This window comes from Paenibacillus sp. N22P23 (assembly GCF_059383735.1).
Genome location: NZ_JBXENT010000006.1, coordinates 61,085 through 80,052, shown reverse-complemented (window position 1 = coordinate 80,052; position 18,968 = coordinate 61,085). Strand labels below are relative to the sequence as shown.

At 49.3% G+C, this 18,968-nt stretch carries 16 protein-coding genes; 4 read left to right on the top strand and 12 right to left on the bottom strand.

The genetic code is table 11. The annotated features are described in order from the left end of the window. Positions 1-38: 38 nt before the first annotated feature. The 8 genes from AC506A_RS22265 to AC506A_RS22230 form a co-directional block, all read right to left on the bottom strand. Positions 39-920 carry a carbohydrate ABC transporter permease gene (locus AC506A_RS22265; protein ID WP_495463190.1) on the bottom strand — a complete coding sequence of 294 codons (882 nt, stop codon included), beginning with the start codon at positions 918-920 and terminating at the stop codon, positions 39-41. A 21-nt stretch (positions 921-941) separates the two neighbouring features. Beyond that, positions 942-1,841, bottom strand: coding sequence for an ABC transporter permease (locus tag AC506A_RS22260; protein WP_495463189.1), 900 nt, complete (start codon positions 1,839-1,841; stop codon positions 942-944). A 97-nt stretch (positions 1,842-1,938) separates the two neighbouring features. Next, entirely contained in the window at positions 1,939-3,687 is a 1,749-nt protein-coding gene (locus AC506A_RS22255) for a type 2 periplasmic-binding domain-containing protein (RefSeq protein ID WP_495463188.1), read from the bottom strand. 115 nt (positions 3,688-3,802) lie between these two features. Further along, entirely contained in the window at positions 3,803-4,096 is a 294-nt protein-coding gene (locus AC506A_RS22250; RefSeq protein WP_495463187.1) for a 2Fe-2S iron-sulfur cluster-binding protein, read from the bottom strand. After that, on the bottom strand, positions 4,059-5,396 hold the full coding sequence (locus AC506A_RS22245) for a DUF455 family protein (RefSeq protein ID WP_495463186.1): 1,338 nt from the start codon (positions 5,394-5,396) through the stop codon (positions 4,059-4,061). The genes AC506A_RS22250 and AC506A_RS22245 overlap by 38 nt, the downstream gene beginning before the upstream one ends. A gap of 653 nt (positions 5,397-6,049) precedes the next feature. Further along, positions 6,050-6,562: an acyl-CoA thioesterase gene (locus AC506A_RS22240; protein WP_495463185.1), complete on the bottom strand. Its 513-nt coding sequence runs from the start codon at positions 6,560-6,562 to the stop codon at positions 6,050-6,052. A 126-nt stretch (positions 6,563-6,688) separates the two neighbouring features. Then, positions 6,689-7,372 carry a polysaccharide deacetylase family protein gene (locus AC506A_RS22235; protein WP_495463359.1) on the bottom strand — a complete coding sequence of 228 codons (684 nt, stop codon included), beginning with the start codon at positions 7,370-7,372 and terminating at the stop codon, positions 6,689-6,691. Positions 7,373-7,565: 193 nt separating this feature from the next. Then, on the bottom strand, positions 7,566-8,690 hold the full coding sequence (locus AC506A_RS22230) for a phosphodiester glycosidase family protein (protein WP_495463184.1): 1,125 nt from the start codon (positions 8,688-8,690) through the stop codon (positions 7,566-7,568). Between the two features lie 243 nt (positions 8,691-8,933). On the opposite strand from AC506A_RS22230, the gene AC506A_RS22225 reads away from it, so the two are divergent. The 3 genes from AC506A_RS22225 (at position 8,934) to AC506A_RS22215 (ending at position 11,210) form a co-directional block, all read left to right on the top strand. Next, complete coding sequence (locus AC506A_RS22225) at positions 8,934-9,209, top strand: hypothetical protein (protein WP_495463183.1); 276 nt, start codon at positions 8,934-8,936, stop codon at positions 9,207-9,209. 39 nt (positions 9,210-9,248) lie between these two features. Beyond that, on the top strand, positions 9,249-9,584 hold the full coding sequence (locus AC506A_RS22220; RefSeq protein WP_495463358.1) for a spore coat protein: 336 nt from the start codon (positions 9,249-9,251) through the stop codon (positions 9,582-9,584). A gap of 150 nt (positions 9,585-9,734) precedes the next feature. After that, complete coding sequence (locus tag AC506A_RS22215; protein ID WP_495463182.1) at positions 9,735-11,210, top strand: stalk domain-containing protein; 1,476 nt, start codon at positions 9,735-9,737, stop codon at positions 11,208-11,210. Positions 11,211-11,263: 53 nt separating this feature from the next. Here AC506A_RS22215 and htpG read toward each other — a convergent pair whose 3' ends face one another. Further along, positions 11,264-13,156, bottom strand: a complete 1,893-nt coding sequence (gene htpG / locus AC506A_RS22210; RefSeq protein ID WP_495463181.1) for a molecular chaperone HtpG — start codon at positions 13,154-13,156, stop codon at positions 11,264-11,266. 120 nt (positions 13,157-13,276) lie between these two features. Continuing rightward, positions 13,277-13,708 (bottom strand): organic hydroperoxide resistance protein, encoded by a 432-nt coding sequence (locus AC506A_RS22205; protein ID WP_495463180.1) that lies wholly within the window; start codon positions 13,706-13,708, stop codon positions 13,277-13,279. A gap of 225 nt (positions 13,709-13,933) precedes the next feature. Here AC506A_RS22205 and AC506A_RS22200 point away from each other — a divergent pair, with 225 nt between their 5' ends. Further along, positions 13,934-14,500, top strand: coding sequence for a hypothetical protein (locus tag AC506A_RS22200; RefSeq protein ID WP_495463179.1), 567 nt, complete (start codon positions 13,934-13,936; stop codon positions 14,498-14,500). 8 nt (positions 14,501-14,508) lie between these two features. Here the strand turns inward: AC506A_RS22200 and AC506A_RS22195 are convergent, their stop codons facing one another. Both AC506A_RS22195 and AC506A_RS22190 read right to left on the bottom strand, forming a co-directional pair. Next, positions 14,509-16,158: a thiamine pyrophosphate-binding protein gene (locus AC506A_RS22195; protein WP_495463178.1), complete on the bottom strand. Its 1,650-nt coding sequence runs from the start codon at positions 16,156-16,158 to the stop codon at positions 14,509-14,511. Positions 16,159-16,179: 21 nt separating this feature from the next. Then, positions 16,180-18,954 carry a bifunctional diguanylate cyclase/phosphodiesterase gene (locus AC506A_RS22190; RefSeq protein ID WP_495463177.1) on the bottom strand — a complete coding sequence of 925 codons (2,775 nt, stop codon included), beginning with the start codon at positions 18,952-18,954 and terminating at the stop codon, positions 16,180-16,182. Positions 18,955-18,968 lie beyond the last annotated feature (14 nt).

Here is an 18,968-nt window from a genome sequence, read left to right as displayed (position 1 = left end):
AAGCCGACCCCATAAGGGTCGGCTTTTTAGCTGCAATCCTATTCTTTTACCGCACCGACCATCATGCCGGATACGAAATACTTCTGCATGAACGGATAGACGATCAGAATCGGAAGCGAGGCGATAAACACCTGCGACGCTTGGATCGTACGGTTCGATACCTTGTTCATGAGCTGCGCCTGCGCCTTCGTCAGCAGCCTGCTGTTCGATTCCACAAGAATCGTCTGCAAGTAAGACTGCAGCGGATAGTCCTTCTGGCTTTTCAAATAGATCAATCCGTCAAACCACGCATTCCAATGTCCAACCGCCGAGAAGACGATCAGTGTTGCAATAATCGGCATCGACAAAGCGAGATATAACGTGCCGAGAATACGGAAATGTCCTGCGCCATCCATGTACGCTGACTCTTCAATATCCTTCGGAATGTTCCGGAAGAAGTTGGAGAGGAGCAGTACGTTGAATACCGAGATCGCACCCGGAATAACGAGCGACCAAATCGTACCGTACAGATGGGTGTTCTTCACGATCATAAAGGTTGGAATTAGACCGCCCGAGAACAGCATCGTAACGACAAAATACCAGGCAAAGAACGACTGATGCTTAAAGTTCGTTTGGCTCTTGGAAAGCGGATAAGCGGCCAGAATCGTAAGGAACATGCTGATCACCACACCAAGAAACACACGTTTCACGGAAACGAACATCGCCGTCCAAAATTCGGAGTTGCTCAAAATATATTCATACGACTTCAGCGAGAACTGTACCGGCCAGAACGTAACCTCGCCGGCCGTTACCGCGCTGCTCTTGCTGAATGAAATCGCAAGTACGTGAAGCATAGGAATGAGACAGGCAAGTGAGAACAGAATGAACAGCAAGCCGTTCAAATTCAAAAATATACGTCTGCCTAACGAACGATCTACCATAATTGAATTCCCCTCCAGACTTTAGAAAATGCGATGATCCGATATTTTGCGGGCCAGATAGTACGATGCAACAATGAGTATTAGGCTGACAACGGAACGGAACAAGCCGATCGCGGCACCTAACGAATATTGAGCCTGCTGAATCCCCATCCGATAGACCCATGTATCGATAACATCGCCTGTCGAGTAGACAGCCGAAGAGTAAAGCATAAGTACCTGTTCAAAGCCGGCATTGAGAATGTAACCAAGACTTAATGTACCCATAAGAACGATCGTTGATTTCATACCCGGAAGTGTAATATTCAGCGTTTGTCTCCAGCGGCTTGCGCCGTCCATAACAGCCGCTTCGTAAAGCGTCGGATCGATTGTCGTAATCGCTGCGAGATACACAATCGTACCGAAGCCGGTTATTTGCCATGTCTCAGTAGCTACAAGAATATAAGGAAACCATGAAGCTTTCTCCAGGAAAATAATCGGGTCAAAGCCCATTTTGCCAAGCATCACATTAATTAAACCTTCACGAGAGAGCATGTCGCGAAAGATGCCCCCGAGGATAACCCAGGACAGGAAGTAAGGAAAATAAACAATGGTTTGCACGGTACGTTTGAACACTTTAGATACAATTTCATTTAGAAGAATCGCAACCGCAATGGCCGCAAATGTTTCGACGATAATTTTCATCGTTGCAATAAAGAGCGTGTTGGCAACAACTTGCTTCACGTCAGGTATTAGCAGTAGACGTCTGAAATGATCCAAGCCGACCCACTTGGAGCCAAAGAAACCTTGCGTTGGCTCATATTTCTGGAAGGCCATGATAACCCCGAACATCGGGAGATAGGAATAAATAAATACGACTACAACGGGTAGAATCAGCATGAGATACAGCGCCAGCTGTTTCTTCGGAATTTTGAAAGCGTTCATAAGTTCGCCCCTTACGATGACTAAATTTAAGGCTAAGAATAGATGCAGAGTACGGATGTACTTGCCATCCGAACTCTGCATGCCCTAACCTAGTTCCTTATTTCTTCTCAAACCACTCTTGAACGCTTTCTTTGTTCTTTGCTTCAAACCAATCGTTTACAACAGGATTTACAGCGGAAGCATACATGGAATCGTATTGCTTCAAGAAATCGTCATACTGACTGATGTCTGCACCCTTCACTACGTTCAGGAACATAACATCCCATGCTTTCTTGATGATTGGCGCATTATCGAGCATTTCTTGCGTCGGCATAGCTGTGTATTCGTTCATCGCGAATCTTTTTTCCTTGATGTACTGATCTACAACAGCAAGGGAGCCTTTATCTGTGTAGGACAGGTAGGACGGGAATCCAGCACCATCGTTTTTGTCTGCATACGATTTGGCTTGATCATAGAACAACTTGTACGCTTCGGACAGCTTATCCGTTGAGCCTGTTTTGAATGAATCGCTAATATCAATAAATGCTTGGTAGTTGAACGATGGGTTGTAGATTGGCATCGAGTACAGCTGGAAAATACCTGCGTTCGTTTTTGGATCTGTGTTGTATTTACCGAACTGCATCGTTTCCGGATTGTTGTTCAAGTCATGGAACAGGTTCGCCATCGTCACAAGCGCCTCAGGGTGTTTAACGCCCTTCTTCGCTACATTGACTCCAAGTACGGTTGCCGCAGTAACGGACGATTTGCCCGGCTTGTCGTCTACGGATGGAATGCCTACTGGCTCCCATTTCGCATCCTTGTTCTTCTCAAGTTCCAGGTTAAGCGGCCACCAAGCATCCCACAGTCCGCCGAACGCTACGAACGATTGCGCGTTCACGATTTGCTCGTTGTATTTCGAATCGTCAAGCGATGCGAAGTCCGGGTGAATGTACCCTTTCTTGTAGTACTCTTGCAGCTTCACAAGCGCAGCACGAGTGTTTTCACGCGATTCTTCACCGAACATACCGTGCTCAAGCTCACCTTTGCTGTTCTTCACCCAAATGTCCGGATAGGAATGGAACATGTTGAAGAATGCATTGCCGATACCCCAGTTTGCGGAGTTCATATTCGCATCGGCAAGTGGAATCGGATATTTCTCGCCGCCTGTGCCGTCATAGTCGTTTTTCTTGAACGCTTCAAGCACTTTGTCCAGATCAGCAACTGTCTTAGGCGCCTCAAGGCCGGCTTTCTTCAAGTTGTCTTCGCGGATCCAAAGCATGTTTCCTTGGTCGTGGTAAGTCATACCGTTAGGCAAACCATAGATTTTGCCGTTCTTCGTTACGCCTTCGAGCAATCCCAAGTAGTCGCCTGTCAGATACTGCTTTGTATATTTGGAAGCATAGTCTTGAACGACTTTCGTAATATCTTCCAGTTGGCCAGTCGACGCAAGCTTCTCGAACTGTGACGGCGTTACGTAGAAGAAGTCGGGCAGGTCGCCGCTTGCGATCATCAGGTTCATCTTCTCTTCCGCTTGCGCGTCAGGCGAAGTCCAGTTATATTTCAGCTTGATGCCAAGCTTCTCTTCCCAAGTCTTTGTGTAAATGTTGTTTTCAATCGTAATGTCTTTGGGCATATTTTGCAGAATGCCGTTGTTCGTATGAACAGTCGTCACTTCAATTGCAGGCGAATATTTACCTGGATCTTTAGGCTCCGAGTTCGGATCCAACAGTTTGGAGAGATCAGCGGTTTCATTCGATTCCGACGAACCGCCATTATTGGTATTGTTGTTGCCGCAAGCTGCGAGCGATAGCGATAACGAAAGACACAGTGAAAGAGATGCCAGCTTAACCCAGTAGTTCTTTTTCATTTAAAAAATCCCCCTGTTTACTTGATGTAATTGGTACAAACTCGCTGTTTTCAAACTTCACTATTTGCTGCCAATTGCTGAGTGGTTCCGCCTCATGAACGTTGGAAGCCGGCCCTCACCTCCTAGGCAATTTGCGCAGTGGTTCTATGATAACCTCACCTGTTGCAGTAGACAGACAAACCAATCGTTGGTTCGCGGCAAGCTCACTTGGCGAGATCAGGCAATCCTCGACATCATGCTGCTTAACATTCCCTTCGATTACCGTACTAATGCAAGTTCGGCATGTACCGTTACGGCAGGAATAAGGGATTTGCGCTTGTTGACGAATCGCTGCATCTAGGATGAATTCACGATTGCCTACTTCAAACGCTTCACCCGTTGCTTGAATGGTTACGCGATTGCTGCTCATTGTACGCCCTCTCGATCTCAATCATTTTCGCTGCGATGCGGGATTGGAACGGCTCGTAATCCCATACCTTGTGGACATCCTCCACGTACTGATAATAACGGGCCAGTGTAACTTCCATCACATCCTGCATCTTCTCGTAGTCGTTATCGAAGCGGTGCAGCAGCCATTTGTGGCCGTATTTCAGATGGATCGCTTCATCTGCCCAGTCATAATCGATGTGAGTCGACGTCTGCAGATCGCCGAAGCTCTCAAATTGCTGCTTCGCCTGCTCGCGATTGGCCGGTCCATCCATTTCAAAGCGGTGCAGCAGCGCCATCAGGTCGAGCTCATCGCCGCCATTCTGCGCTTGTGAAGCGTATGTTTCTTCGTAGACCGGTACGTCGATGCCGATTTCAAAGCCCCAGTCTTTCAGGCGTTGTTCGCCCATCTTGACATGTCTGGTTTCATCGTATGCCCAGCGAGCAAGGTCGAGATAGAATTCCCAAGGCATGTCATCCCACTTCCAAAGTGCCAGCCCCGGTGCTTCCGCTGCCCAGATCTCCGTGATGTGGTAGATAGCCGTCAGCACTTGAATTTCAATCGGCGATTCCGCTCTCTTCGGCGGTACCGAGCTTGGTGCCGGAATGAAGCGCGGATCCCGTGCTGCCTTACGCGGCATGACGTATTCCGCTCTTTCTTTGATAATCCACTGCTCGGCTTCGGCTGCCGCTGCTTCCTCTTCAGGTGTGACAGCGTTTCCAATAATGCCACCGATTCCTGTCAAATAGGAACGAATAACGTTCCGCCACTCCGATGCGTCACTCGGCGGCATGATGTTATCTCTTACGTCATGAACGTAATCGATCTGCTGCTGAATCTGCTCCGGGAAGCGTGTCATAAACTCCAGTGTCGGCGCATCGTTGACAGGATCGGCCTGCTCGATGTAAAGCCGGTATTGCTGCATAAGCTCTTGCTTGACCACATCGTAAACGCTTGCAAGAAGCTCTGCATCGTCTTGAGCGCGGATGATCATCGATAGGAATTTGACGAGCTTCGGATCATGGTTGGCTTCAACGTCCCTGCGCGGGTATCGGAGCTCCATGATGCGGGTACGCAGCGCGTCTGCACGCAGCGAATCTTGCCACATATGGTAAGGCAAATCTTTATTTAATTCCCAGTTGGCCACTTTAATCAAAGCGCCGCCGAGCGTTCGCATGACTTGTTTCTCCACTAAGTAGAAACGTTTCAAAAGACCGGAAGCTTCTTCAACGCTTCGCTTATGAACGAGTTGTCCTGCGAAGATCGCGTGTGTTCCAGACATCCGTCTACCTCCTTCATTTCTATATCCCTACTATACATGAAGCGCTTTCACAAATTATACGGATCATTTCTTATATGATAGTGACCAAAATTAAGATTGCTTGTTCAAGGGCTGTTTTTACAGGAGAAATCGGCTGCGAAAATGGAATTAAGAGGTGGATTTGCGAAACGTTTCACTCAATTTCGAGGGGAAGTGGAGGTTTAGGCGGTGGTAAGGAGGAGGAAGATAGCGTTTCGGCGATGCAGTTTGCTTAAGAAGAGTGCCCAGGGAGCTACATGCGCAGAAATTCGATGAAAATCGCGAAAGAAGGTCACCCAGGGAGCTACATGTGCGAAAACCGGGTGGAAATCGCACATGTAGATCTCACGGGGAGCTACTTGAGTCGATAATCGGTGATACTCGCAAATGAAGATCCCACAAGGAGCTAATCTTTTAATCGACTACACCAAGTTCACTCCACTACGCCAGGTTTCGGTGGGATGTGTTGCTCTGGGGGTTACTCTTTGCTCTATTCCGCCATGTTTCGGCGGATGTGTGGCTCTGGGAGCTACTCTTTGTTCAATTCAGCCGCATTCCGGCGGATGTGTAGGCTCTGGGAGCCACGCTTCAGCGAACACACCGCCCTAGTCTTTCACGGGAGCCCCCTCCGGTAGCTACTCCCACGGGTATTTCGTTAGCAAGAAATCGGCGAACTTCTTACTTTCCTCTCTGCGGTGCTTCCGCAATTCGGCACGATGCTCGGCGGTTTCGTGCAGCTTTTTCTCCTCTTCCGTCTCGGGTACGATCTGCGGAACGCCTGTCGGACGGTTGTTCTCGTCGAGCGCCACGAAAGTAAGAAAGGCAGTCGCGGCGATTTTGCGGTCGCCGCTTCTTAGGTCCTCGCGGATGACCTTCACGAAAACCTCCATCGAGCTCTTGCCCGTCCATGTGATGAACGATTCCAGCGAGACCGAGTCCGTTGGGCGAATCGGCTGCAAGAAATCGACGGAATCCGTCGAAGCCGTCACCGCCGCGGCTCGGCACAGCTTCGAAACGGAAATCGAAGCGATGTCGTCGATATACGACATGAGCTTTCCGCCAAATAGCGTATCATGATTGTTTACATCCGTCGGGAACACCCGTGACACTTTGAAACACCTAGTTTCCCTTGCTGTCTTGGTTTCCAAAACCGATCACCACCTCAAAGATACGTTTGTGCTAGGGGGAGTAAGCGAAGCGTTTGTGTTAGCGTTTGTGTTATGGGTACGCATGGTTAGCGTTTGTGTTATGGGTACGCATGGTTTGCGTTTGTGTTAGGGATACGCATGTGTCTTCTCTTCAATAAGCTCCGACACCGTCACGAACTTATAGCCTCGCCGCGCAAGCTCCGGAAGGATAACACGCAGCGCCTTCACCGTATGGATGGAGCCCGGGATGTAGTCATGAAGCAGGACAATATCGCCGTTCCTTGCATTCTTGAGCACCTTGCGCACAATATAGTTCACCCCCGGGCTGCGCCAATCGGCGGTATCTTGATGCCAGGACCAGAGCACCGTCGTGTAACCAAGCTTCCGGGCAACTTGGATCGTCTGATCACTATAGAACCCACCCGGCGGACGGAATAGATGCGGCTTCTTACCAGTCAGCGCAACCAGCGAATCCTCGGTCTGCATGATTTCTTTCTGAATCGTAGAGAGAGAGGTTCCCTTAGTCAAGAAGGCATGGCTATATGTATGATTGGCAACTTCATGCCCTTCTGCGATTTCACGTTTGATCAGCTCCGGAAACTCTTTTACACGGTAACCCAGTACGAAGAAGGTCGCTTTGGCATTGTACTGCTTTAGCAGATCAAGAATGTCATTCGTCATTTCCGGATAGGGACCGTCATCGAAGGTCAGCGCAATCTTCTTCTCATCCAGCGGCACCTCCCATATAATGTCCCCTCGGCTTTCATAGAAATAACGGTCTTTCTTAGGCAGCTGAAACCCGCATAACATGCAAATGCACAGCAGAACCGCCGAACAGCGCCATACCACAACCACATTCGTTCCTCCTGTTCATCCAATCAACACCTTATACTATGTGCGGCCAAACTGGGATTTATCCTTCAAACAAAGATCCCTCCCTATATTAAAAAGCCTCCATGTCCACTGTGAAAGTGAACATGAAGGCTTATTCAGCAAGCATTAATTATGAGACCTGCTGCTGCGTACGTTTCTTCGAGGAGTCGAAGTTGTTCATATCGATGCCCTTCCAAATATTCGGCAGATCGGCATCCTCAGGATGATCAAATACGAGAAACGCTGTAGGCAAATAACGCGCGCCATATTTACTTGAAGGTTTGTTGACGACCTCGTCATCCTTCACCAAGACCGTGGATGAACCGCCATCCAAATTCGCTGCCGTTACGGCACCTTTCTCAAGCAGGATCTTCTGCACATCATACAAAGTTGCGCCGACCGAATAGCCCGGCTGACGACCGTCGATCACGACGAATACAATCGTGCCATCCTTCAACTGTGCCATACAAGTACGAGGCGCAATTCCCCAACCGTCTGCCTCGCTCTTAATAAGCCCTTTGCCGTTCACGATAAACTTCGGCTGGAACGTGACCGCATCCGAAACCCCCATGGCTAGCAGCTGATTGGGGGAATAACGACCTGCCACCATCAAACCATCGCGGTCGATACCGACGACATTCACTTTCGCATTCATGCCGTCGCCTTTGTACAACACTTTCCCCCCGGACATTACAATTCCGGCCGGTTTAAACCCATTACCATTCCAGTTCGGATCATCGAATGCGCCGCCGTTCACGCCGGCAATTGCACCTGTCCGCTTCACCATGCTCTCCACTCGCTCGCCTGATCCAACAATGCTGGTCGTGACGACACGGATCATTTTCGGATCATGGACATACATCAAATAGCCTTTGAAACCTTTGCGGGAAATCGGCTCGATCTTCACGGTGCCCTCCGGATGCGAAGCCAGGTTTACGTTGTGATTGTCCTTCACCTGCGCCATCGCATCGAACTGCTCGTTATACGCCGCTACACGGTTATCAAGCTCTGCTTGTCCGATCAAATATTTCGCCAAGTAACGATGCTTACTTGTAATGAGCGTATCCGCCATCATATAACGAACATCTGAGCCCGATGGCGTCAGGTAGAACCATCCGCTGCCAGCCAGCACGGTAACAAGCAGTAAGACCGACAGCTGTTTGACCGTTCGCTGCCAACGTTTCTTTGTGCGTTTCATACTATGTGAAGTTTGCCTCTTGGGCATGTTCGTTGTCGCTTCTAAGTTGTTATCCATTGTACTGCACCCCTTTAATGTATGGCCTGTATGTTAAGTTACGGCTCAGCAGCTCCCTACCTCTGCATGAATACCGCGGCTCCTCGTTTCGCATTTCATCCCAATACTATAGAAGCCGAATCTTAAGAGAAGCTTAAAAACGTTACATGTTACCATGGCAATAAAAGTGAATCACTGCGGTTCTGAGTTATTTTGGCGGAATTGCGCAAGCTAAACGGGAATACGTAAAGGAGGTCATTTCACTTGCAGCAAACGCAATCCACCCAGCAGCAGGCCGGTGTCATGCCGGTACCGCCCAAAGTCGTCACAACCAAAGATGCGTCTTATTTGAAGGATCAGTTGTCCTGGCTCATTCTGGCCATGAAGAAATGCAGCCATTTTGCGAAAGAATGCTCGGACCCCGAAATCAGCCAAGCCATTGATAAAGCGGGCCGCATGCATGAACGCCACTATACGCTGCTGCTCAAGCATCTGCAGAACAACAACACTGAGGGAATGAAGAACGTTCCCCAACATTAGAAAGGAGGCACCCCGATCGTGAGCCCGAATCAGAAGAACATGATTCAAAATCCGAAACCGTCCTACGAGCCGCAGGTGAAAGGTCCTGAGTTAACGGACCGCGACCGCATCAACGACATCCTGGCGACGGAAAAATATTTAGGTGACAGCTTCAGCATCGCAGCCAATGAAGCCAGCCACACCGCGCTCCATCAGGATATTATGACGGTGCTGAATGAGACGCATCAATGTCAGCATGAAATCTTCGAGCTGATGTTCCGTAAAGGGCATTACAAGTTGGAAGCCGAAGAGCAGACGAAGCTCGATGAAGCGTACCAGCAGTTCAACGGTTATTCCAGTCAGTTCCCTTACGGTGCCTCGAATACACTGCAATAAGTTAATCCGATGCAAGAACAACAGCGATCTTTTCTCGGTGTATTTTACCGGGGGAAGGTCGCTTTTTCATGCCTGTTGTTCAAAGCCGTTGAAACTTCTGTCCCGTTAGCTGCGTCAAAGGGTTAACATTATCAGAAGGAGTGTGCTTCAATGACAAGGAAGAACAACCGGCTATCACCCAAACGAGCATTCGTAGGGACATTGCTCGGTATATCCATATTGATTCCTACTATGGCGAATGCTGCTGACGGGAACGCCGATGAGAAGCTATTCTCCGCGATCACGCAAATTGACACAGGTGCGCACAATGCCTATGCGGTTCAGTCGGGCGGCAATGTATGGGCATGGGGAGGCGGCACCGCATCGATCGGAAATGGTGCTGCCACTCCTGCCTATACACCGGTGCAATTGCATATGGACCATGTGAAAAAGGTTTCCGGAGGATATCGGCATACGCTATTTCTGAAGGACGACGGTTCTGTTTGGTCAGTTGGGGGCAACGAGCATGGACAGCTTGGAAACGGCAAACAAACGACGGCGATTACTACTTCACCCATCGAAGTGAAAGGATTGTCCGATGTCACCATGATCTCTGCCGGAGATAACCACAGTCTTGTTCTGCGAAGTGATGGAACCGTCTGGGGCTTTGGCGGCAACGAGAAAGGACAGCTAGGCAGTGATTCCCGTCAGAATGCCTTAACCCCCGTACAGGTCGAAAATCTGCCATCCATCGTCTCAGTAGCAGCCGGAATGTATACGTCAGCTGCGCTCGGCAATGGCGGAGAGGTGTGGGTTTGGGGGCTGGAAGCTTACGGCGGCGGCGGTAAATCGGATGTCATCCGCAAGCCTACCAAGCTCAAGGGGGACGGCGAATATACCGCCATTGATATTGATCAATTCTATGGAACAGCGCTGCGCTCCGACGGTACGGTATGGATGTGGACCAATCAAGCCTGGTATCAGCCGGAACGGCCGACGTTGAGGCCGTTTCAAGTACCGGGGCTGACAGATATCGTCTCCATTAGTATGGACGCTGCCGTTAAAGCCGACGGAACAGTGTGGACCTGGACAGTGGACCACCACGGCATTCCTCATGCTGTCCAAGTGCCTGGCATCGAAGGCGCCGTTTCGATTGCATCATCCGGTCGCAATCATCTCGTACGCTTACAAGATGGCCATCTCATGTCGTGGGGCTCTAATGAATATGGACAAACCGGACTTGGCGTATTAGATGTTGAAATCAATACGCCTCAATTCGTAAGAAAGCCCATTGCCGTCTACCTCAATGACAAAGAAACCGAGCTGACCATGCCGCCGCTGCTGCTCCATAATTCCGCTTATGTACCGATTCGAGGTGTATTTCAGCAGATGGGGGTCGAGATTCGTTGGGATGTGCCGACTAGATCGGTCATTGCGAAGAATTCCACGTCAACGATTATTCTGAATTCCATCACAGGACAAACGAGGCTTAACGGCAAACTCGTACCAGCTTCAGAGAAACCCGTCTTCGTGAACGACAGCGTGTTCGTACCGCTTCGCCTCCTATCGGAAACGCTTGGCGCTCATGTCGCGTGGGATGAATCAGCTAACGCAGTGAGAATCGAGCTCGAGCAAGAGAAACCTTGATTCCGTCAAAAAAAAGAGACCCCGCGAGGTCTCTTTTTGCATGTGTATAGTAGTTACACCATTACTTTGCAAATCGCATTTGTGAAAGCAACCGGATCTTGGATCGGCAAGCCTTCGATCAGCAGCGCTTGGTTGTAAAGCAGCTGTGTATAAAGGTTCAGCTTCTCCGCATCCTTGTCAGCCGCTTCTTTCAGCGATTGGAATACCGGGTGATTGACGTTGATCTCAAGCACTTTCTCCGCCTGCACATCTTGGTTGTTCGGCATCGCCTTCAAGATTTTCTCCATCTCAATGGATACTTCGCCTTCGCTGGAGAGGCACACCGGATGGCTCTTCAAGCGCTTGGACGCTTTCACCTTGATCACTTTGCCGCTAAGGATCGTTTGCATTTGCTCGAACAGCTCTTTGCTGCCGCTCTCTTCTGCATCCTGCTGATCCTTATCTGCATCCGACTCGATACCAAGATCGCCGCTCGATACGGACTTGAACTGCTTCTCTTTGTAGCTCATGATCGACTTGATCGCGAACTCATCGATATCGTCCGTGAAGTAGAGAATTTCATAACCTTTGTCCGAAACAACCTCGATCGCCGGAAGCTTCTCAATACGCTCGATGGAATCACCTGCTGCGTAGTAGATATACTTCTGGTCTTCAGGCATTCTCGATACGTATTCATCCAGCGAAACCAGCTTCTTCTCCTTAGAGGAGTGGAACAGAAGCAGGTCCTGCAACGTATCCTTGTTCATGCCGTAGTCGCTGTAAACGCCGAATTTCAGCTGGCGTCCGAATGCTTTGTAGAACGTTTCGTACTTGTCGCGCTCGTCCTTCTGCAGGCTTTGCAGCTGGCTCTTGATCTTGTTCTTGATGTTCTTCGCGATGAGTGTCAGCTGACGGTCATGCTGCAGCATCTCGCGGGAGATGTTCAGCGACAGATCCTCGGAATCGACCATCCCTTTGACGAAGCTGAAGTAGTCCGGCAGCAGATCAGCGCATTTGTTCATGATGAGAACGCCGTTGGAATAGAGCTCAAGCCCTTTCTCGTATTCCTTCGTGTAGTAATCAAACGGCGTGTTCTCCGGAATGTACAGAATCGCTTGGTACACGACCGCGCCGTCCGCACTGATATGGATATGCTTCAGCGGCTTGTCGAAACCGTAACGTTTCTCATTGTAGAACTGTTCGTAATCGGCTGCAGTGAGTTCGCTCTTATTCTTGCGCCAGATCGGCACCATGCTGTTCACGGTTTGCTCTTCCACATACGATTCCAGCTCAGCCTCTTCTTCGCCCTCGCTGCCCGCTTTCGGACGCTGTCCCTTCACATCCATCTTGATCGGGTAACGAATGAAGTCCGAGTACTTCTTAATAACGGTGCGGAGACGGTATTCCTCAAGGAACTCGTCATAGTTGTCGTCTTCTGTGTTCTGCTTGATGTGCAGCACGATTTCCGTGCCGACAGCAGCCTTCTCGCTCGGCACGATCGTGTAGCCATCAGCGCCTTCGGATTCCCACTTGAACGCTTCGTCACTGCCGAGCGCACGGCTTGTTACCGTCACGCGGTCCGCCACCATGAACGCTGCATAGAAACCAACGCCGAACTGGCCGATAATGTTATGGCCATCCTTGCTTTCATTATCTTTCTTGAACGCGAGCGAGCCACTCTTCGCGATAACGCCAAGGTTGCTTTCGAGCTCTTCTTGCGTCATACCGATACCGGTGTCCGTGATTGTTAATATGCGCGCCTCTTTATCGGCAGTCACTTTCACATAATAATCAGCCTGGTTAAATACCAGGTTATCATCCGTTAATGCCTTGTAATAAATCTTATCGATGGCATCACTCGCATTGGAGATCAGCTCCCGCAGGAAGATTTCTCGCTGCGTATAGATGGAATTAATCATCATTTCGAGCAGTCGCTTGGACTCTGCCTTAAACTCTTGCTTGATCATTAGTCGATACCCTCCCAAAAAATGTCGCAGTCAGTTCATTAGCACTCTTGCTTTCGGAGTGCTAACACTCTCTTTTTTATAGCATTTTTTCGGGAAAGGCACAAGTACAATCGAAGCGAATTAGCCTACATGCTGGCCATTCACAACTAGCTTCGTTTCAATATTCCCCTGTGTTGCTTTGGAGTATGGACATACACCCTTCGCTGCTTTAACCAGTTCTTCTGCCGCGTGCTGTTCCACGCCATCGATATTGACATGAAGCTGCACGGCCAGTTCGAATCCGCCATCCGCATCTTTGCCAATGCTCACGTGTGCAGTTACGTCCGTCCCGGAATGCTGGACCTTCTGTGAACGAGCCACCAAGTTCAGTGCACTGTCAAAGCAAGCCGAGTAGCCTGCTGCGAACAGCTGCTCCGGATTTGTACCTTCTTCGCCATTACCGCCCAATGCTCGCGGCATGCGTACATTCAGATCGAGCACGCCGTCGGAGGAAGTGATTTTGCCATTCCGTCCACCTTCTGCTGTTGCGATTGCTGTATATAATGTTTCCATGTCTAATCTCTCCCTCATCATTTAATTGCATACAATTTAATTTTATAAAATGAATTTATCATCTTTCCCTTCAGCCGTCAACAACAAAAAAAGCCTTGCCGAATAATCGGCTAAGCTCTTCACATAAATAAATCACCTTCAAGGCGGCCTTTAATTCTAACCGTCTCCTGCCGAAGAAATAGTTATATCGAACTATTCCAACAGTAACGGAGGTTAGAATAACAGATGACGAAAGCCGCACAAATGGACAAGCTCCTTGACGACTACAATACTGAGGGAATCAACAGCTCTGAGCTCATCGCAATCATCCATCGCATTTTTAACTTTAGTCTCGATTCCCTGCAGGTTTCGCCACTGCCGCGAGACGTCTTGGATGCGTTCCTCCAGCAGGCTGCCGGTTCAGTAACAGGCCCAGAGGTGCGTAGGATGATCAATGAAACGTTCGCAATCAATCTGGATGCCTTGTCTGCGCTCGAGCAGGCCCGAATCTCCCTCTATTCCAAAGGGCAATGGATGCTCCAGCATGAACGGGATTTGTTCGTCGTTCATACGGGAATCGATGACAAAGGCGTGAGCATTTACCCCACCGCCTACTACTCGGAGCAAGCCGGCTCTGCAGAGCTGCCGCAGGAGCTGCGAGAAGCCTTGACCCTCTTGGGGTTCACCTGTGATCCGGAATCTCGGAATTGTTCGTACACAAGCCCCCATGGTGAACCTGTTCCAGATGCCTTCAAAGGTCAAACGATGATGGCGGTTATGACGGTCATCCGAACCGTCTGCACTCACCTCTAACGCCTCAGCTACTTGCCAAAGGACGAGAGAAACTTAACGCGATCCCCCATTGGGGGAGTGCTGTTGTCTTTCAAGGCCACCTCTAGAATTGCCGGCCCCTGTAATGCCGTTAAAGGCTCAATCAGCTCCGAACGGATATCGTCCATCCCGTTAATGCGGTAGCTTGGTATCCCCATCGCAGCAGCCATTCCCGCAATGCTGACTGCTTCTTGCTCGAAGGAGGGATGGGTTCGTTTAAATTGCAGGGAATGACCGTGATAAACCATACCGAGCCGTGCATTGTTAACCACAATAAACAAGATCGGCAATCCCAATTCTTTGGCTGTCAAGATTTCCATGCCATGCATGAAGAAACAGCCGTCTCCTGTAATGCATGCCACCGGACGATCCGGTTCCGCTAATTTGGAGCCGATCGCCGATGCAATCCCCGTCCCCATCGCCCCAAAATGGACATTGATATTATATGAATCCCAATCCAGCACCTTCATATGATGGATCACGTAGGACATGAACTCCCCGATATCCACCGTGTAGCGCGTGTCTGCAGGAAGGCACTCTTGAATGTTTAGCAGTACATTTCTTGTATTATAGTCATCAGCTGCTTCAAGAAGCGGCAGTTGCTGCTCAATAATTACAGCTGCATCCATCGCTTTACTCGCGGCCCCCAGCGCTCTAAGCTCCTCGATCAACATTAACAAGCTCAAATGGATGTCGCCCAGAATCGGCAAATCGATGCTGTAGGTTCGATTAAATACGGTCTGGTCAAAATCCAGCTGCACCGTATAGCGGCCTTTAGTCAGATTGGCATTATAGTTGTTCGTAGCCGTCTCGCCTAAGCTTGAGCCTACAATTAATAATGATCCACCGTTATCCTCGGCAATTAAGGCCGAAGCCGCTTCATGGCCTGCGAATCCAAATACACCAACATACAAGGGATGATTCTCCGGAATGTAACCTTTGGCCTGAGGCGTTGTGACGATCGGCCAAGACAGCAGCTCGGCCAGCTCAATCAATGAATCCACCGAGCCCCTTACTCCTTGTCCTACAAAAATACAGCCTTTTTGCCTCTTCCATAACGCTTTTGCCGCACGCTCTATCGTAGGAAGCTCAGGGATCATCGGTTTTCTGGGAAGCAGGGGCGGAATGATCGGGTCGCCGATATCCGCGTGCTGCACGTCTATCGGAATGGCGATATGGACGGGGCCTGGCACGCCTGAAATCGCGATTTGGCAGGCTCTGGCTACTTCACGAAGCAGATCTTTGGCTTCCGTGACCAAGACACTGTATTTGGTAACCGGACGAAATACCGGAGCAACATCGAGCTCTTGTGAGGCATTCGATCCCATCGTACTTACAGGAACAGCCCCGGTTAGAAATAGTATGGGCAGATGCTCGCGCATCGCGTTAGCAGCGCCTGTCACCAGATTCGTTGCGCCGGGTCCACTGCAGCCAATCGCTACGCTCAGCTGCCCGGTATATTTGGCATATGCCGCGGCCATGTACGAAGCCGCACCTTCATGCTTCGTAACAACGGGCTCGATTTCCGGCATATCGTATAGCTCATCGAAAAACGCGTTAACGGAGCCGGCAGGAATCCCAAATAGATGCTTAACCCCGTTTTCCCGTAAAAATGCCAATACCGCCCCTGCTGCTCTCATACTATCAGCCTCCCGATCACATTAGATATGTAGAAATTGATCTGCGATATCCTCCGCCTTCATGGGGCGACTGAAAAAGTAGCCTTGCATTAAATAGCAGTCACGGGCAAATAGAAATTGAACGTGCTGATCGGTCTCAACACCTTCAGCGATAACACTTAAGTTCAAGTTCTGTGCCAGCGTTATGATAATGTTCGTTATGGCTGCATTATCATCGTCATTGGTGATGTCCTGCATGAACGATTTGTCGATTTTCAGCGTATCAATCGGCAAACTCTTCAAATAGCCAAGTGACGAATACCCCGTTCCAAAATCGTCGATGGCAATCTTTATGCCAAGTCCCTTAAGTTCCTTCATTGTTTTCAGCGTCAATTCCTGATTCTTGATAATCAAGTTCTCGGTAAGCTCCAGCTCCAGATGCTCTGGTGACAAGCCTACTTCCCTAAGTACGTTATTGACCATCGCGAACAAATTGTTCTGTTCAAATTGGCGAACAGACAAATTAACCGACATCCGAAACAGCGGATATCCAAGGTTCTGCCACTCCTTTAACTGTCTGCATGCCTCTCTAAGCACCCATTCGCCAATCGGTACGATTAAGGCCGTCTCTTCGGCGATTGGAATGAACTGATCCGGAGCAATAATGCCTCTCTTCGGATGATTCCATCTTAGCAACGCCTCAACGCCGACGATCCGTTTCGTTTTATAGTTGATTTGCGGCTGGTAATAAATCTCAAGCTCATTCTGATCAAGCGCCTTATACAGATCATTCTCCAGTTTTACGCGTTCAAATGTTCTTGTGTCCATGCCCTCACTGAAGAAATGATAGCTATTGCCGGAAATTTCCTTTGATTTGTACATCGCCGTATCCGCGTTCTTGATTAAGGTTTCGCTCGTATCGCCATTATCCGGATAGAGACTGATGCCGATGCTCGCCTTCATATAGATCTCATTGTCCAGGAGTTGAAAAGGATCGGTGAACGAATCAACCACCAACTGGACAACCTTCAGCACTTCGTTCTCGTTCTTAATATTGGGTAAGAAAATGGTGAACTCATCGCCGCCCTGCCGCGAGACCGTCGCACCCTTCGGCATGCAGTCGCTAAGCCGTTTCGCCACATCCCGCAATAAGAGGTCGCCATAGCTGTGTCCCATCGAATCGTTAATAAACTTGAAGCGATCCAAATCCAGGTAAAGCACAGCCAGTTTCTCGTTATTGATCTGAGCTTGTGTCAGCCCTTGATTCAGCCTGTCCTTCAGCAGAAGCCGATTGGGCAAATCGGTCAAGCTGTCGTAATACGCGCGATATTTGATTTCTTCTTCCATCTGCTTTCGCTGCGTAATATCTTTGAAGGTAACAACTTCCCCTACAATTTCGTCGCCTTCCCTAATGGAGGAGATCACATATTCAACCGGAAAGACAGAGCTGTCTTTTCTGCAAAATTTCTCATCCTGATAATGCCGGTTCCAATTGCCATCGATCCCGGTCGGCGGATCTTGACCTGTCACAATGGTGAAGGAGTCCTGTCCGATTAGCTCATGGCTTGAATCGTAGCCTAACATGGCGATGCCGGCCGGATTGCAAAATGTAATCCTGCGGTCAAGATCCAATCCGAAGATGCCTTCGCCGGCCGAGTTGAGGATCAGCTCCTTCTCTCGGCTAAGCTGCCGCAGCTCAGTGACAACACGTTCAAGCTCATTATTTTTCACCGTGACTTCAGAGGTTCTTTCTTTGATAATAATTTCTTGCTTCTCCATGTAGAGCAGGTTTGATAACGTCGACGCCGTCGCATCTACGATTGACTGACCTAGCTGTATCGTCGCTTCCGAGAAGATGAAGCTGCCTTCCTCCAAATTAACGACCGGAATAACACCGAGTACCTCACCCATCGAGACGATCGGCAGTACCAGCATCCCTTTCATGCCAAAGTTGCGGCATACATCATGGTTAGGCCGATCATCCGCAAAGACGTCCGGAATCAGCACAGCCTTCTTCGTCCGGATGACTTCTTGAATCACCGGGTCATTACTCTCGTCAATTCGGATTTTGCTATGGGCTTCGATCCAATCTTCTTCCGTCCAGTCGCTGTTCTTGCTCAACTTCGCCGGTCGAATATGACTCTCCGTAATCGGGTCCAAGAGATGAACGCCTATATTATAATTGTCGAGTACCTTGCCCAGGTAGAAAAAGCAGCTGTCTAAGCTCTCCTGCATCGTCGAGCACATCGCCAAATCGCGGGTAACGTCAAGAAGAAGCTGCTTCTCGGAAATGAGGTTTTCTTTATGCGTTAAGTTCTTGGCATTCTGAATGGCAACGGCCGCCATATTCACGTAGGCTTCTACCGTTTGAATTTCGGAGTCGGTCAGGTTCATCGGAATCCCATAATCGAATAAAAATACAAGCCCAAACAACTCTTGTTCGAATGAAATGGGGAGGACAAGCAAGGATTTAATTTGAAAACCTTGCACAGCTCGCGGGTCAGGACGTGTATCCTTCGAGGTGTCGGGAATGTAGATCGTTTTTTTCGTTTCAATGACTTCTTTGGCAAGCAAGTCCATCTCGGTATCGATGACATGCATATCGATGGTCCAGCCGTTAATGACGCTCGGCTTGCCGACATAACCCCGGAACGTGCCGTCCTCCTGAGGCAAATAGATACCTACCGAATTACAGCGTACAATTTCCTCGGATATCGCCGTTGTCACGTGCTCCAACACTTCACGCAGCTCGAGCTTCGTATTAATTAATTTCGTTAAATTCGCAAGTCGAGAATATCTTATTTGTTCTTTTAACATACATCGATCCCCAT